12 protein-coding genes are annotated in these 14527 nt (G+C 65.9%); 11 read left to right on the top strand and 1 reads right to left on the bottom strand.

The window, feature by feature from the left end; translation table 11 throughout:
• The 6 genes from ACESNG_RS03215 to ACESNG_RS03190 all read left to right on the top strand — a co-directional run.
• Positions 1 to 361: hypothetical protein (locus ACESNG_RS03215; RefSeq protein ID WP_373067773.1), on the top strand; the 361-nt coding region annotated here is incomplete at its 5' end.
• The gene (locus tag ACESNG_RS03210) at positions 358 to 1524 is read left to right on the top strand and encodes a hypothetical protein (RefSeq protein ID WP_373067771.1); all 1167 of its coding nucleotides are present in this window, start codon (positions 358 to 360) and stop codon (positions 1522 to 1524) included. The genes ACESNG_RS03215 and ACESNG_RS03210, both read left to right, overlap by 4 nt.
• A gap of 3 nt (positions 1525 to 1527) precedes the next feature.
• Positions 1528 to 2925, top strand: coding sequence for a tRNA (N6-isopentenyl adenosine(37)-C2)-methylthiotransferase MiaB (gene miaB / locus ACESNG_RS03205; protein ID WP_373067769.1), 1398 nt, complete (start codon positions 1528 to 1530; stop codon positions 2923 to 2925).
• Positions 2926 to 3017: 92 nt separating this feature from the next.
• Entirely contained in the window at positions 3018 to 5513 is a 2496-nt protein-coding gene (locus tag ACESNG_RS03200; RefSeq protein WP_373061540.1) for a DNA internalization-related competence protein ComEC/Rec2, read from the top strand.
• Between the two features lie 201 nt (positions 5514 to 5714).
• Entirely contained in the window at positions 5715 to 6794 is a 1080-nt protein-coding gene (gene fbp / locus ACESNG_RS03195; RefSeq protein ID WP_373061512.1) for a class 1 fructose-bisphosphatase, read from the top strand.
• Positions 6795 to 6810: 16 nt separating this feature from the next.
• Complete coding sequence (locus tag ACESNG_RS03190; RefSeq protein WP_373067767.1) at positions 6811 to 8406, top strand: methylmalonyl-CoA mutase; 1596 nt, start codon at positions 6811 to 6813, stop codon at positions 8404 to 8406.
• A gap of 48 nt (positions 8407 to 8454) precedes the next feature.
• Here ACESNG_RS03190 and ACESNG_RS03185 read toward each other — a convergent pair whose 3' ends face one another.
• On the bottom strand, positions 8455 to 10506 hold the full coding sequence (locus tag ACESNG_RS03185; protein WP_373067765.1) for a hypothetical protein: 2052 nt from the start codon (positions 10504 to 10506) through the stop codon (positions 8455 to 8457).
• A gap of 43 nt (positions 10507 to 10549) precedes the next feature.
• Between ACESNG_RS03185 and ACESNG_RS03180 the strand changes: the two genes are divergently transcribed.
• Genes ACESNG_RS03180 through ACESNG_RS03160 form a run of 5 tightly spaced genes read left to right on the top strand, consistent with a single transcriptional unit; the run spans position 10550 to position 14395 of the window.
• The gene (locus ACESNG_RS03180) at positions 10550 to 11890 is read left to right on the top strand and encodes a YncE family protein (RefSeq protein WP_373061506.1); all 1341 of its coding nucleotides are present in this window, start codon (positions 10550 to 10552) and stop codon (positions 11888 to 11890) included.
• 9 nt (positions 11891 to 11899) lie between these two features.
• Entirely contained in the window at positions 11900 to 13033 is a 1134-nt protein-coding gene (gene tyrA / locus ACESNG_RS03175) for a bifunctional chorismate mutase/prephenate dehydrogenase (protein ID WP_373061504.1), read from the top strand.
• Positions 13033 to 13539: an MOSC domain-containing protein gene (locus ACESNG_RS03170; protein ID WP_373061502.1), complete on the top strand. Its 507-nt coding sequence runs from the start codon at positions 13033 to 13035 to the stop codon at positions 13537 to 13539. The genes tyrA and ACESNG_RS03170 overlap by 1 nt, the downstream gene beginning before the upstream one ends.
• Positions 13540 to 13556: 17 nt before the next feature.
• On the top strand, positions 13557 to 13919 hold the full coding sequence (locus ACESNG_RS03165) for a hypothetical protein (RefSeq protein ID WP_373067763.1): 363 nt from the start codon (positions 13557 to 13559) through the stop codon (positions 13917 to 13919).
• A gap of 32 nt (positions 13920 to 13951) precedes the next feature.
• Entirely contained in the window at positions 13952 to 14395 is a 444-nt protein-coding gene (locus ACESNG_RS03160; protein ID WP_373067761.1) for a hypothetical protein, read from the top strand.
• Positions 14396 to 14527 lie beyond the last annotated feature (132 nt).

Below are 14527 nucleotides of genomic sequence, written 5' to 3'. Positions count from 1 at the left end.
AGCGTCCACGTTCGGCAATGCGGCGGATTCGGTCGGTCTGTTTGCACTCATACCGACCACGACGAGTCTCGTGACGGACCTGCGCCGCATCCTCGATCTCGCGGCCGCTGGTTCGTTCGCCGGCGTCGACTCCACGCTGCTACTTCCCTCGGCCAGCGGCGTCCGTGCGGTCAACGTGCTGGCGCTTGCCCGCACCTGGAGTACGCTGCCCACCAATGTGCCGCGCGCGATCGCCTTCAGGATCGGTCTCGAAGGCGCGCAACCGGCGGAACTGCGCTTCCACTCCAGCAAAGCGGCTGCCGCGTTGCGTCCGCGTCTGCGTATCACTTATCTCCCGCGTTCGGAGTTCGCTCTCCCGTGATCCGCATCCGACTCCGATCCTTCGTTTCACCTGCGTCGCTGGCGCTGCTCGCCGCCGTGGTGACGGTATCGACGGCCAGCGCGCAAAGCTCCATCGGCATGCAGGGCTTCGGCTATCCCGTGGGCGGCGGCAGTGTCCGGACCAACGGAACCGGCGGTGCCTTCGCGGAATTCGACGCGCTCACGCCGACGAACCCGGCGGCGCTCGGTGGCCTGACTCGCACGGTGATCACTGCGCAGGCCGAACCGGAGCTGCGTAAGCTCACCGGGAACGGCGTGAGCGAGAAGAGCACGCTGCAGCGCATTCCGCTCATCATGCTCATCTTTCCCGCGCGCCGTGGTGTGGCGGTCGGATTGAGCGCGACGACCTTCCTCGACCGCACGTTCTCGACGGCCACCACCGGCAGCGCGCGGATCGACGGCATCAGCATACCCACGAGCGACCGGACGGACGTGCGCGGGGCCATCAACGATCTCCGTGCCGGTGCCGGTTGGCAGATTTCGCCGCGCTTCCGGGTTGGCGTCGCGGGGCATCTCTACACCGGCGAAAATCGCGCTACTCGTGAGCGCGCGTTCGCGGATACGCTGAAGCTCGGCAGTGTGATCGATTCGTCGCGTGTCACGTATTTCGGAACGGCACTGTCCGTCGGTGGCGAAGCGACGCTCGGCAAGGGCTTCACGGCGCTCGCGTCATACCGCCGCGGCAATGAGATCAACGCGCGCATCCGCGACACGATCGTCTCGAAGGCCAGCGCCCCCACGCGCACCGGCGCGGCGCTGCGCTACGACGGTATCGTCGGCTCGGTGTTCGCCGTCGGTATCGAGCAGATCTCGTGGTCCCGAATGGCATCGCTCGGATCGGCGACCATTGCGCCCACCGATGCCATGAACTGGCACGCCGGAGCCGAAGTGGCCGGACCCAAGTTCCGTGGCCTTCCGGTGCTCGTTCGCGCCGGATACGCACGCAACGAACTGCCGTTCGGCACGCCCGGACAGACCGCCAGGGAGAACCGCTTGTCGGCGGGACTTGGTCTGCCGGTCGCTGGTGAAGACGCCACGCTCGATCTTTCCGTCCAGCGCGCCAGCCGCACGATGTCGGGTAGTGGCTTCAAGGAATCGGCGTGGTTGCTTGGCATCGGCATTCAGATCCGTCCGCGCAACTGACCGATGAGTGATACTCCCGTGACCGGAACTCCCGTGGCCGGAACTCCCGTGGCCGGAACTCCGCGCCCCACCGTCTACATCGAGACATACGGCTGCCAGATGAACGTGGCCGATTCGGAACTCATGTACGGCAAGCTCATCGCCAGCGGCTACGACGCCGTGGATGTGCCCGACGGCGCCGACGTGATTCTGGGGAATACATGCGCGATCCGCGAGAACGCCGAAACGCGCGTGATCGGCCGCCTCGGTGAACTCAAGAAGTACATGCGCCCCGGTAGTATCATGGGCGTCACGGGCTGCATGGCGCAGCGCTTGGGACCCCGCGTGCTCGAACAGGCGCGACACGTGTCGATCGTGGTCGGTCCCGATGGCTATCGCGCGCTGCCCGAGCTGCTCGATGGTGCGCGTCGCGGTGAGAAGTTCACCGCCACCGACTTCGACCTCGAAGAGCACTATGAAGACGTCGTCGCCCGCCGCTTCGAAGGGGTGAAAGCGTGGATACCGGTGCAGCGCGGCTGCGACTATCGCTGCACGTACTGTATCGTGCCGACCACGCGCGGCCCCGAGCGGAGTCGCAAGCTCCACGAAGTCGTGCGCGAAGTACACGAGGTCGTGAATCAGGGGCTCACCGAAGTCGTGCTGCTGGGACAGACGGTCAACTCGTACAACGACGGCACGCATGATTTTGCCGATCTGCTGCGCGCCGTCGGCGCCGTGGATGGCATCCGTCGTGTGCGGTACACGAGCCCGCATCCCAACGACTTTTCCGATCGTGTCATTGCCGCGATGGCGGAAGTGCCCACGGTGTGTGAGCACATTCACCTGCCGATGCAGAGCGGATCCACGTCGATGCTCAAGAAGATGTTGCGCCGCTACTCACGCGAGGATTATCTCGCGTGCGTGGAGCGCATGCGGGCCGCGATTCCCGGACTGGCGCTGACCACCGACATCATCGTCGGTTTTCCCAGTGAGACCGACGACGAGTTCGCCGACACGCTGTCGCTCTGTCAGGAAGTGCGCTTCGACGATGCGTTCATGTTCAAGTTTTCGCCGCGTGAAGGCACGCCGGCCACGCGCATGCCGGCCGAGTGGACGATCCCCGACGAGCTCGTGGCCACGCGGTTCGAGCTGCTGCTGAAAACCGTGCGCGGGATCTCGCGCGAGAACAACATGCGTCGCCTGGGCGACACCGTCGAAGTGCTGATCGAAAAGGTGGCCCGCGATGGAGAATCGTTACAGGCGCGCTCGCGGGACTTCAAGACCATCATCGTGCCCGCCGATGCCGGATCGATCGGCGACTATCTCACGGTGAAGCTGAGCGGCACGACCGGCGCCACGTTCATGGGCACCCCCGTGATCGCGCAAACCGAGCGCAAGCCGCTGCCGATGATGGCCGGGTAGCGACAGGGCGCGAGTGACGTTCCCGCGTGACTGCGGGTACGCCTGCGTAGTTTCGATGCGGCATCACCTCCGGTTGTTCGACACCGTGCGTGATGCCGCTTCTCATTCACGCCGCCGGCTGGTGGCTGGTCGGCCTGTTCGTGGGCGCCATGCTCGGCGATTCGGTGGCGCGATTCTTGTGGGTCGCGCGGGCGCCGGCGACACCGGCGCTGGCGTCGGTCTCACTGCTGGTCCTCGTGCTGGTGATGGTGGCAGTCGGTGCGCCAGTGGTGCGCCGTCGGCTTGGCCCCGGGTCTCTGAGCATCGCGGCATTCGGTGGCATCGCGTTCGCCGGCGTACTGGCGAGTGTGTCCGCCTCCGATGACGCACGGCGCTGTCGTGCGGAGGCGGTAATGCGCTTCACGCGGGGCGCGCGCCTGTCGCTGGTGTTCGACGGCGTTCTGGCGGAGCGCGCCGGCGCCTCGCAATTCCCCACGCGTTTCCCCACGCGTCGCGCGCTGAACGCAGCTCCCACGCGGGGGCGCGGTGAAGTGCGCTTCGCGTACGGTGACCGGCGCTGCGCCGTCGCCGCTGTGGTGCGACTGCCATCCGGGATGCCGCGCGCACTTCGGGCCGGCGATATCGCCGACGTGCGGGGGCGCGCGATGGCGACGGATCGTGGCGTGCGCCTTGGTGTCGACTCCGTGTACGCCGTTCGCGGGCGCGATTGGTTGCGCGCCGCGCGGGGACGGGCCGGCGCCACGATCGATCGCCTGTTCGGTGAGCGCGCGCCGCTGGTGCGCGCGTTGGTGATCGCCGACCAGGACGGTATCGCCACGTCGGTGCGAGATCGATTCGCCGATGCGGGTCTCGTACACATGCTGTCGGTGTCGGGCATGCATGTGGCGATCATCGCCTCGGCGCTGCTCACCATCACCGCCGCCATGCGACTCCCGGCCACGGCGGCGGCGGTCTCGTCCCTCGCGCTCATTCTCGCGTACGTCGCCATGCTCGGCGCGCCGGCGCCGGCCGTGCGCAGTGCGGTCATGCTGCTCACCGTGATGCTGTCCACGGCGTGGCAGCGACCCCTGCATGAATGGACCGCGCTGGCGCTTGGCGCCACGATTCCCACCGTGCAGCCGCTGGTTGTGCTCGATCTGGGTTGGCAATTGAGCGTCAGCGGTATGGCCGCGCTGGTGGCCGCAAGGGCGATCCTGCGGCGCTGGCAGCCCTATGCTCTGTCTCGGCCGACATTGTCGACTGGTGGGCTCTTCGGGGCCTGCCGCGCCGCGCTGCGACACACGCAGCGTTGGCTGGTCACGCGACGCGGCGTATCGCGTTGGCTGGTGCGCGAAACGATCACCGGCGTGGTGGCCACGGTGGTGACGGCACCGCTGATCGCATGGACCTTCGGGCGCGTGAGCATGCTGGCCCCCATCACGAATATTCTAGCCGGTCCGATCGTGGCCTTTCTGCAGCCCGCACTCTTTCTCGCGCTGTTGGCCAGTCCGCTCGACCCGCTGGCGCAGTTGATCGCCGACGCCAGTGCGTTGCCCATCGCGCTGCTCGATCGGATCGCCGCCGCCGCGGCCGCGATGCCCTTCGCCGTGTTGCATGTGGCGCCCACGCTGCCCACGGCTATCGCCGCGGGGCTGGCCTCAGTGGCCGTGGTGCGGGCCACGGCGGCGCGCCGCGCCGGTCCATGGTTACGGTTGGGGGCGGTCGCGTTGGTCATGGCCGCGTGGCTGCCGTTTCTGAGCGTCGGGCCGGGCGTGCTCGAGCTGCACATGATCGATGTCGGGCAGGGCGATGCTTTTGCGCTGCGCACACCGCGCGGCCGGTGGGTGCTCATCGACGCCGGACCGTCGTGGGATGGCGGTGATGCCGGTCGTCGCGCGGTGATCCCGTACGTGCAGCGTCGCGGCGGTGCGGTGGCACTGATGGTGTTGTCGCATGCGCATGAGGATCACGTGGGCGGCGCGGCGAGCGTGATCACCGCGCTCGCGCCGCAGCAATGGTGGGAGCCCGCCTTCGTCACCTCCAGCACGGGGTACCGAAAAGCGCTCGTGGCACTGCGCGCGAGCGGCCGGCCGTGGCGGCGCGTGCATCCCGGACAACGCTGGCAGCTCGACGGCGTCGCCATCGAAGTTTTGGCACCCGATTCCGCCTGGACAGCCGTTCAACACGACGCCAACGAGACCTCCGTGGTGCTGCGCGTCTCATACGGACGTCGGCGATTCCTCTTCATGGGCGATGCCGAGCACCAGGAAGAAGCCTGGCTGCTCGAGCGTTTTCCCGAAGAGGCGTTGCGCGCTGACGTCCTCAAGCTCGGTCACCACGGCAGCCGCACCAGCTCCGGGGCGGACTTCGTGCGCGCCGTGGCGCCGCTGGTGGGATTGGTGTCCGTTGGAGCGGGCAACAGCTACCGACACCCGTCTCCTGAGGTCCTCGAGCGCTTCGCGGCCCTGCAGGTGCCGCTCCTGCGCTCGGATCTCGAAGGGGCGGTCGTGATCTCCACCAACGGTCAATGGCTCGAAGCGTCCGCCCACGGCGACCGGTGGCGCATCCCTGAGCGCCGCCTCGCACCCTCAGCGGTACCGCCTCGATAGCGTTTGCCGGCGTCCAGGCGACGGGCGGCTCTTGCCTGAGCTTGCCCACGTAGGCCAGTTTCAACATGCGCGACGCGCTCTCCTTGTTCGCCGCCATTGCGTCACCTGTCTTTACGCGCCTCTCGCACCGATCCTCCCCGGGTCGGATCGAACCTCTGCTGCTGCGCTCCTGCGCGCCCGTCTCCCCCCAGGAGTAGAACTGTGGTCAGGCATACTGCGACGTCCGTCGTCACGATCGAACGCTTCATCATCGAGCAGGAACGCATGTTCCCCGAGGCCACCGGCGAATTGTCGGGCATCCTCTACGACATGGCACTCGCCGGCAAGATGATCGCGAATAAGGTGCGCAGCGCCGGCCTCGCGGACATTCTCGGCGCCACCAGCGACGTGAACGTGCAGGGCGAGATCCAGCAGAAGCTCGACGTGATTTCGAATGAGATCGTCATCAAGGCGTTCGATCACGGTGGTCGGTTGTGCGCGATGGCGTCCGAAGAGGAGCCGGACATCATCCACATTCCCGAAGGCTTCCGCGCCGGCAAATATGTGCTGCTGTTCGATCCCCTCGACGGCTCGTCCAACATCGACGTCAATGTGCCCGTCGGCACGATCTTTTCGGTGTACAAGAAGATCACCCGCGGTGCGCGTGGCGAGATGGAGGACATGCTGCAGCCGGGCCGCCGCCAGGTGGCCGCGGGCTACGTGATCTACGGCTCGAGCACGATGCTGGTGTACACCACGGGACAGGGCGCGCACGGCTTCACACTCGATCCCTCCATCGGCGAATTCCTGCTGTCGCATCCCAACATTCAGATCCCGACACGGGCGCGGTACCTGTCGGTGAACGACGCGTACGAACAGGATTGGCCGGAGCCCACGCGTGCGCTCATGCGTCGCTATCGTGGCCTGGACGGTCAACGGGCGCCACTGAACGTGCGATATGTGGGATCGCTCGTAGCCGACTTCCACCGTAACCTCCTCGGCGGCGGCGTGTTCTGCTATCCCGCCAACGAGAAGGCGCCCAAGGGCAAGCTGCGTCTGCTGTACGAAGCGAATCCGTTGGCGTTCATTGCCGAGCAGGCGGGCGGCTCGGCCACCAATGGCCACGGCCGCATTCTCGACGTGCAGCCCACCGAGCTGCACGAGCGGACGCCACTCTATCTTGGCAGCAAGGCCGAGGTGGAAACCGTGGCCGAATTCCCGCTGCCGCAATATGTCGCTCCGGGCATTTCGGAGCGGCGTGGCACCCGACCCGCGCCGCCGCCTCCGACAGTCCCGTCCTGATCGCTAGATTGGAGGGATGAGCGAGCGACTCTCCCCCTCCGGCATTCCGATTCCTGGCGTCGTCCGTCCGGACGACGTCCACGTTGATTATACGCGTGACCTGGCCGACCCCGGTCAGTTTCCGTTCACGCGCGGCGTGCAGCCCACGATGTACCGCGGCCGTCTCTGGACGATGCGCCAGTACGCGGGCTTCGGCACGGCACGCTCCACCAACGAGCGATTCCGATTGTTGCTGGAAGCCGGGCAGACCGGCCTCTCGGTGGCCTTCGACCTGCCTACGCAGATGGGCATCGACTCCGACTCGCCGCGCGCCAGCGGTGAAGTGGGCCGCGTGGGCGTCGCCATCGACACCGTCGACGACATGCACGTGCTGCTCGACGGCATTCCACTCGACAAAGTGTCGTCGTCGATGACGATCAACTCGACCGCCTCGACGTTGCTCGCGATGTACATCGTGGTAGCCGAAGAGCGTGGCATCGCACGCACGGCCCTGTCGGGCACCGTGCAGAACGACATTCTCAAGGAATACATCGCGCGCGGCACCTACATCTATCCGCCCGATCCGTCGCTCGCGCTCACGGCCGAGATGTTCCGCTTCTGCGCGGCGGAAGTGCCGCTGTGGAATCCGATTTCGATTTCGGGCTACCACATCCGCGAAGCCGGCGCCACCGCGGTGCAGGAAGTGGCGTTCACTTTCGCCGATGCGATCGCTTATGTGCAGCAGGCCGTCGACACGGGACTGGCCGTCGATACCTTCGCGCCGCGCCTCTCGTTCTTCTTTGCCGCGCACAGCGACCTGTTCGAGGAAGTCGCGAAGTTCCGTGCTGCGCGTCGTATGTGGGCGCGCATCATGCGTGAGCGTTTCGGCGCCAACGATACCAGCTGCAAGCTGCGCTTCCACACGCAGACCGGCGGTGTCACCCTCACCGCGCAACAACCGCTCAACAACGTGGTCCGCGTAACGGTGCAGGCCCTCGCCGCCACGCTTGGCGGCACGCAGTCACTGCACACCAACGGCTACGACGAAGCACTGGCGTTACCGACCGCCGAAGCCGCTACGCTCGCGTTACGGACGCAGCAGATCGTGGGCTACGAATCCGGCGTCGCGCAGACGGCCGACCCGCTCGCCGGCAGCTGGTATGTGGAGCAGCTCACCGATAGCGTCGAAGCGCGTGCGCTCGAGTTGCTGGAGCGCGTCGACGCACTCGGTGGTGCGGCGGCGGCGATTCGCGCGGGATTCTTCCAGGAAGAGATCGGACGCAGTGCGTACGAGTATCAGCTCCGTGTGGAAGCCGGCGAAACAGTGGTCGTGGGCGTGAATCGTTTCGCCGACGGTCAGGATCCGCCCATCATTCCGTCGCCGGATTTCAGCGCGCTCGAAGTGGGACAAGTCGGGGGTCTGAAGCACGTGAAGGCATCGCGCGACAACGCAGCCGTGCAAGCGGCGCTGCAGGCGATCACCGATATCGCGCCCGAGTATCTGCCGGCGCACGTGGGCGCCCGCGCGCCGCTCATGCCGCGCATCATCGACGCCGTGCGCTTGCGGGCATCGGTCGGCGAGATCGCCGACGCGCTCGAGCGGGTGTGGGGGCGGTACCAGCCGACGATGTAATAGAGCCCCGGCGCTGCATGGCAGCGCCGGGGCTTTTCGCATCGCGCGTTACGGCGTGATCGCCTTCGCCTTGGGCTCCAGCTTCGCCGACCACAACCCCGAGTTGAAGTCGGTGAACAGGACCTGACCCTTCCACGGCATCGCGTTCATCACGAACGGTGCGTTGGCCGTGAATGCTTTCGGATCGTACGGCTTGAACACGGCGATCTCGCGCTTCTGATCGGCGAGGTTTCCCATCAGTTCACCACTCACATCGACCACCCGCACGCCACCGTCGTAGTACGCCTGATACAGAATGTCGTCTTCCACGATGATGTCGTGCGCGCCGTAATCCTCGAGGTGATAGCGGCCGACCTTGCGCGGATGCATGGGGTCGGTCGCATCGACGATGTGCACGTACCCGCCCGACGTCTGCGCGATACCGCCGGCTCTGCCGAGCGTGGCACCATAGTTCGTACCCTCCCACACGCGACCGGCGCGGTTCATCTCCTCGTCGCCGAGGAAGAGGTACACGCGGCCCGTCGACTTCTGGAAGTACGGGTAGATCTCATGGCCCGAGTTGATCGGGAACACGTTGATCAGTTTGGGCTTCTCGATCGTACCGCCGTACTTGCCGTTGCCGACGTCCACCATCACGGCACCGACGCCGCCCTGCGCTGAATACGCAATCCCGTCGCGCACCCACAGGTCATGGATGCGGGCGTTCGGATGCTGGTATTCGCTCACGTACTTCGGCTTGTAGATGTCCTTCACGTCGATGATCACGTACTTCTGGCCGCCCGAGATCGCGAACAGGTAGTCGTTGGTGGCGAACATGTTGTGCACGCCACCCGTCAGTTCCTGATCGAACGTGGCGGCGATTTTGGGATGCGCCGGCGTCGCGAGGTCGAGGATCACGACGCCGTTCACACGGTTCGACGCGCCTTCCCGAGCCAGCACGCCGTATCGCCCGTCGGGTGAGACGGTCACGTCGTTGATCGTGCGGGCATCGATCTTGATCGAATCCGTCTTCACGATGTTGCTCATGTCCGTGATGTCGAACACCATGCCGTAACCGTCGCCGCCCCAAGTGCCCACCAGCACATAGTCGCGTCCATCCTTGCCGGTCCACGGCCACAAGTCGGACGTGGCCGTGTTCGCGATATTGCCGCGTCCGGTCACGGTGATGCGGCGCACCACGTCACGCGGCTTGGCCTCGAGCACCTTGCGCGCCGTCGCATTGCCCGACTGCGCGAGAATCGTGAAGCGTCCCGGATAATTCGCGGTGAAACGCCCCCAGTCGATGATGCCGGGGCCACCCGGAGCAACCGTGGTGTCGTCGGGCGTGTAGCTGTAGCTCCACGTGATCACGGCGTCCTTCACCGGTGCGCCAGACGCCGTCCTGGCGGTCGCGTTGAGATGCACCACCTGACCGGTCAGGATTACGTCTTCCTTGATGTCGAGCGCGAGCGCGCGCACCGGGTTCGTCGTGATCGTATACGACTTGCTGGCGCGAACGCCTTCCGACTCGGCGCTGATCGCGACCGTGCCGGCTTTGAGGGCTGTCACCGTGCCGAATCGATCGACCGAGGCAATCGCCAGCGCGCTGCTGCGCCACGTCGGAATGAGGCCGGGGCGCACACTGCCGTCCAAGTGCGTGCCCTCCACGCGATGGCCGATCGAGATGCCGGTGTACAAACGTCCTGAGTCGGCGGTGATGGTCAGCTTCGACAGCGCCGGCCACGTGATGAGCACCGGAATGTCGAGCAGGATCGGTCCCGTGGTGCCGGCCGCCGTGGCGGTTGCGGTGTACGAGCCCGCGCGGAAGGCGCGCACCTGTCCATCGTTGAACGCCACCGCCTGGCGCGGTCCGCCCACGCGAATTGCCGCGTCGGGAATGATCTTTCCGGTCGCATCGTAAGCCGTCACTTTGAACGGCTGCGATTCGCCGGCGCGGATCGTCACCTTGGCCGGTTCCGCCACCAGCTTTGCGATCACGGACTGGGTCGCGCTCGCGGCCTGCGCGATGGCAACATGGGGCGTCAGGCCGGTCGCGGCGAGCGGTGCCGCCAGGAACAGGGCGGTCGTCGTGACGAACCGCCGCGTGCGCGCTACGTTCATACTGTTGTCTCCCATGGGATAGATCCTGCCGAGCCCCTCGATCATGCCTCTCGTGCCAAGCCCCCGCAAGTCACGGCGCGCTGTTGCCGCCGCTCCGGTTCTCGCCGGTGTCGCGATTGCCACCGCGCTCGCGCTCCGGCCGGCCTCACTGGCGGGGCAGGCGAAGCCCGCGGCCGCGCCGACCGTCCCCGCCGCGCCGCTGCACGACTACTGGGTATACGTGGGCGCCGAGTCGGCGGACAACATCTATCGGGTGCGCTTCGGACCGCAGGGAACGGTGGTTGAGAAGACGATCGGCGTGGGCGAGCTCGCGGCCGAGATGGAGGGACCGCACGGACTCGTTATCTCCCAGGACGGCAAGTACCTGCACATGACCACCGGACACGGCTTCCCCGATGGTAAGTACTGGCGCTACGAACTCGGCCCCGACACGCTCGTCGGTCCGGGGCTCTTACTTGGCAATTTTCCCGCCTCGATCGACGTCACCCCCGATGGACTGTATGCGCTGTCAGTGAATTTCAATCTGCATGGCGACATGATTCCGTCGACGGTGTCGGTGATCTACACGCCCACTCATACAGAAGTCGCCCGCATCGTCACCTGCACGATGCCGCACGGTAGTCGCGTATCGCCCGACGGCATGCGACAGTACTCCACCTGCATGATGGATGACCAGCTGGTGGAAGTGGACACCAAGGACTTCGTGGTGTCGCGTCGCTTCTCGCTGGCCAAGGGCAAGGAAGGGCCGCTCGCGCTGAACGCGCCGTCGATGATGGCCGCTGGCATAGCCGGCATGCTCGGTATGGATCACGCCGCGGCCGGGCACGACATGTCATCCATGGGCGCTGCGGCGCCGGTGAAGAAGCCCGCCGCCGCTCCCACCATCGATCCGGCGCAGGTTGGGCGCGTGGGAATGGGCATCGAGAAGCACACGATGGCGCCCGCCTCCTGCTCACCCACCTGGGCGCAGCCGTCCGCCAACGGCGCCAGCATCTACGTGGCCTGCAACAAGGCCGATGAGATTCTCGAAATCGACACCAAGTCGTGGGCCCTCACGCGTCGCATCAAGACCGGCCGTGGCGTGTACAACTTGGCGGTGACCGCTAACGGTCGCCTGATGGTCGCCACGCTCAAGCAGGGCAACGCTATCGAAATTTACGATCTCAGCACCGGGGTCAGTGTCGCGCAGTTGCCCACGTCGACCCGGTTGGCGCACGGCGTCACGATCAGCTCGGATTCCCGTTACGCCTTTGTCAGCAGTGAAGGGCAGGGCGCGCAGCCGGGCAAGGTCGACGTGATCGATCTCGTGGCTCGGGCGAAGGTAGGCACCGCCGATGTCGGACCGCAGGCCAGTGGCATCGCCTTCTGGAAGATCACCAAGTGAGGCCCGTTCGTGGCTGATACCCCGCGGCCGCTTCCCGTCGTGCGCGCCATGATCGACGCGCTCGATCGTGACTTGCTGCAGATCATGGCGAAGCGCATGGCGTTGGTCGCGGAAGTCGCTGCCTACAAGCGCCAGTTCGGCCTCAAGATTCGCGACGCGGTTCGCGAGCGCGAGCTGCTGCGCGATCGCCATGAACACGCGAAGGAGTTGGGTCTCCCCAGCGAAGAAATCGAGTCGATCTTCCGCTTGCTCATGCGCTCGAGTCGCGATCATCAAGCCGCGTTGCGCGCCGAAGTGCCCATCGACGCCGCCTCGTACACCATCGCCGTCATCGGTGGGCATGGCCGCATTGGCCGCGTGATGGGGCGTCTCTTCGGCGACCTCGGACATAAGCTGCTGATCGTCGATACCGACACGTCGTTGCAGGCCGCAGAAGCGGCTGCGGTAGCCGACGTGGTCGTGGTGAGCGTGCCGATCGATGTGACGGACGCCGTGATCCGCGCCGTCGGGGCGCACGTGCGCGAGGACGCCCTGCTGATGGATGTCACGAGTGTGAAGGAAGCTCCGTTACAAGCCATGCTCGACGTGACCAAGGCCAGTGTGGTCGGCACCCACCCCATGTTCGGGCCTGGTGTGCATACGCTGCAGGGACAACGCGTCGTGATCTGTCGTGGTCGCGGCGACACGTGGGCCGATTGGGTCGCGCAGTCGTTCGCCGCCCGTGGCCTCGTGATTACCGAAACCACGGCCACGCAGCACGATCGGGCCATGTCGGTGGTGCAGGTGCTCACGCACTTCCAAACGCAGGTGCAAGGACTCACGCTCAGTCGCCTTGGGCTCCCGTTGGCCGAAACGTTGCCGTTCACGTCTCCGGCCTACTTGCTGGAGTTGTATGTGGCCGCGCGACATTTCGCGCAGGACTCGGCATTGTACGGCTCGATCGAAATGCGAAATCCGCGCACCGCCGAGATTACGTCGGCGTTCAGCCGATCGGTACAGGACGTCGCTGATATTCTCGCGCGCGGTGATCAGGCGGCCTTCTCCCGACTCTTCGACGACGTGCGAACCTTCTTCGGCGACTTCACCGCCGAGGCGCTCGAGCAGTCCAGCTTTCTCATTGATCGCATCGTGGAGCGCTCCTGATGTCGGACCTCGCGCCGCCGGTTGGTGTCATAGAACAGATCTGGCTCAAGCGCGCCAAGCGCGGACCGATGGATCCCGTCGCGTCGGCACGCCTCCAAGCGCAGCGTGGGCTCGTCGGTAACGCCAATCAGGGTGGACGCCGGCAGATCACGCTGCTCGAGGCCGAGCGCTGGGCCGAACACCTGTCGGCCGTCTCACGCGATGGCGATCCAGCGATGGGTCCCGAACGGCGACGCGCCAACGTACTCGTACGAGGGTTTCCTCTGGTGAACTCACGCGGGCGCGTGCTGCGTATCGGCAGCGTGCGGGTGCAGATCGCCGGCGAGACGAAGCCGTGTCATCAGATGGATGAGGTGTGCGACGGGCTGCAGGCGGCCATGCGGCCAGACTGGGGTGGCGGTGCCTTCGCCATCGTCCTCGACGACGGCGAGATTGCGATCGGTGACACCATCGGCTGGGATGACACGTCGGATCCGCCATCGCTCTTCGATCGCGTGTCGGCGTGAACGCACGACTGCGATCCATGATCAGGCGCTTGCCCCCCGTACGCTGGTTCCGCGCGGCGGAGGATGGGGTGTTTCGATTGGCCAGTGAAGTGGAGTACCGCCTCGGGATCACACCGCGCGCTACGAAGCTCGTGCCGACGACCCGCGATCGACGCATCGTGCGTCTGTTGCTGCTCGTTGTGCCGGCGCTCCTCTCCACGTTCCTGGTTGATGTTCGGCCCCTGCGCACGCGCGTGCTGCTGGTGATCCTCGTGCTGGTGGTGCTGACGCTGGTGTTCATCTTCGTCGCTGACGCCTTCACGCCACAAAAATCGTCGCGCGCGCCTGCCGCTCGACCACCTGCTCGACCACCTGCTCGACCACCTGCTCGTCGTCCGTAGTCTTCTGGCTTCTCTCAATATCGGAGTGTTCGATGCCCCGCCGCACGACCGTTCGCTGGATGGCGCTTTGCGCCGCACTCGTGGGTAACAGCGCCGTCCTCTTCGCGCTCGCCCGTCCGATCACCGAGTACGCTGCGACACTCGTCGGCAAGGAGGGACGCAAGGTGCACGGCACCGCGACCGTTACCCCCACCAAAGACGGCACCGGCACCGAGGTGGCGGTCACGCTGACCGACGACACGCCCGGAGCCACGCGCCCGTGGCACATTCACACGGGCAGTTGCGAGAAGAGCGGCGGTGTGGTGGGCGGCGGGCGCGCGTACACGCCCATCGTGATCAACGACAAGGGACAGGGTGCGGGCAAGGCCACGTTGTCCGTCGCCCTCGCCGACACCACGACCTACTACGTGAACATCCACGACGCGGCAGCCGCCATGGGCATCATCGCGGCCTGCGGCGACCTGATAAAGAAGTAGACCGCTATGATTCAACTCATGAAGAAAACGCCAAGGAACTCGCTGCGCGTCCGACAGCACATTGTCCGTTTTGCGCTCTTCGCCGCACCATTGCTGACCACCGACCTCGGTGCTCAGCAGCGCACGAGTATT

Origin of the sequence: Gemmatimonas sp., from assembly GCF_041689975.1 — a bacterium.
In the GTDB taxonomy this organism is placed as follows: Bacteria; Gemmatimonadota; Gemmatimonadetes; order Gemmatimonadales; family Gemmatimonadaceae; genus Gemmatimonas.
The sequence above is the reverse complement of the archived record's forward strand: the minus strand, read 5'-3'. Positions and strand labels throughout refer to the sequence as shown.

Bases quoted from the DNA above. Each gene is read 5' to 3' on its own strand.
- miaB (WP_373067769.1), top strand. From the start codon at position 1,528: ATGAGTGATACTCCCGTGACCGGAACTCCCGTGGCCGGAACTCCCGTG.
- ACESNG_RS03200 (WP_373061540.1), top strand. From the start codon at position 3,018: ATGCCGCTTCTCATTCACGCCGCCGGCTGGTGGCTGGTCGGCCTGTTC.
- ACESNG_RS03190 (WP_373067767.1), top strand. From the start codon at position 6,811: ATGAGCGAGCGACTCTCCCCCTCCGGCATTCCGATTCCTGGCGTCGTC.
- ACESNG_RS03185 (WP_373067765.1), bottom strand. From the start codon at position 10,506: ATGAACGTAGCGCGCACGCGGCGGTTCGTCACGACGACCGCCCTGTTC.
- ACESNG_RS03180 (WP_373061506.1), top strand. From the start codon at position 10,550: ATGCCTCTCGTGCCAAGCCCCCGCAAGTCACGGCGCGCTGTTGCCGCC.
- ACESNG_RS03170 (WP_373061502.1), top strand. From the start codon at position 13,033: ATGTCGGACCTCGCGCCGCCGGTTGGTGTCATAGAACAGATCTGGCTC.
- ACESNG_RS03165 (WP_373067763.1), top strand. From the start codon at position 13,557: ATGATCAGGCGCTTGCCCCCCGTACGCTGGTTCCGCGCGGCGGAGGAT.
- ACESNG_RS03160 (WP_373067761.1), top strand. From the start codon at position 13,952: ATGCCCCGCCGCACGACCGTTCGCTGGATGGCGCTTTGCGCCGCACTC.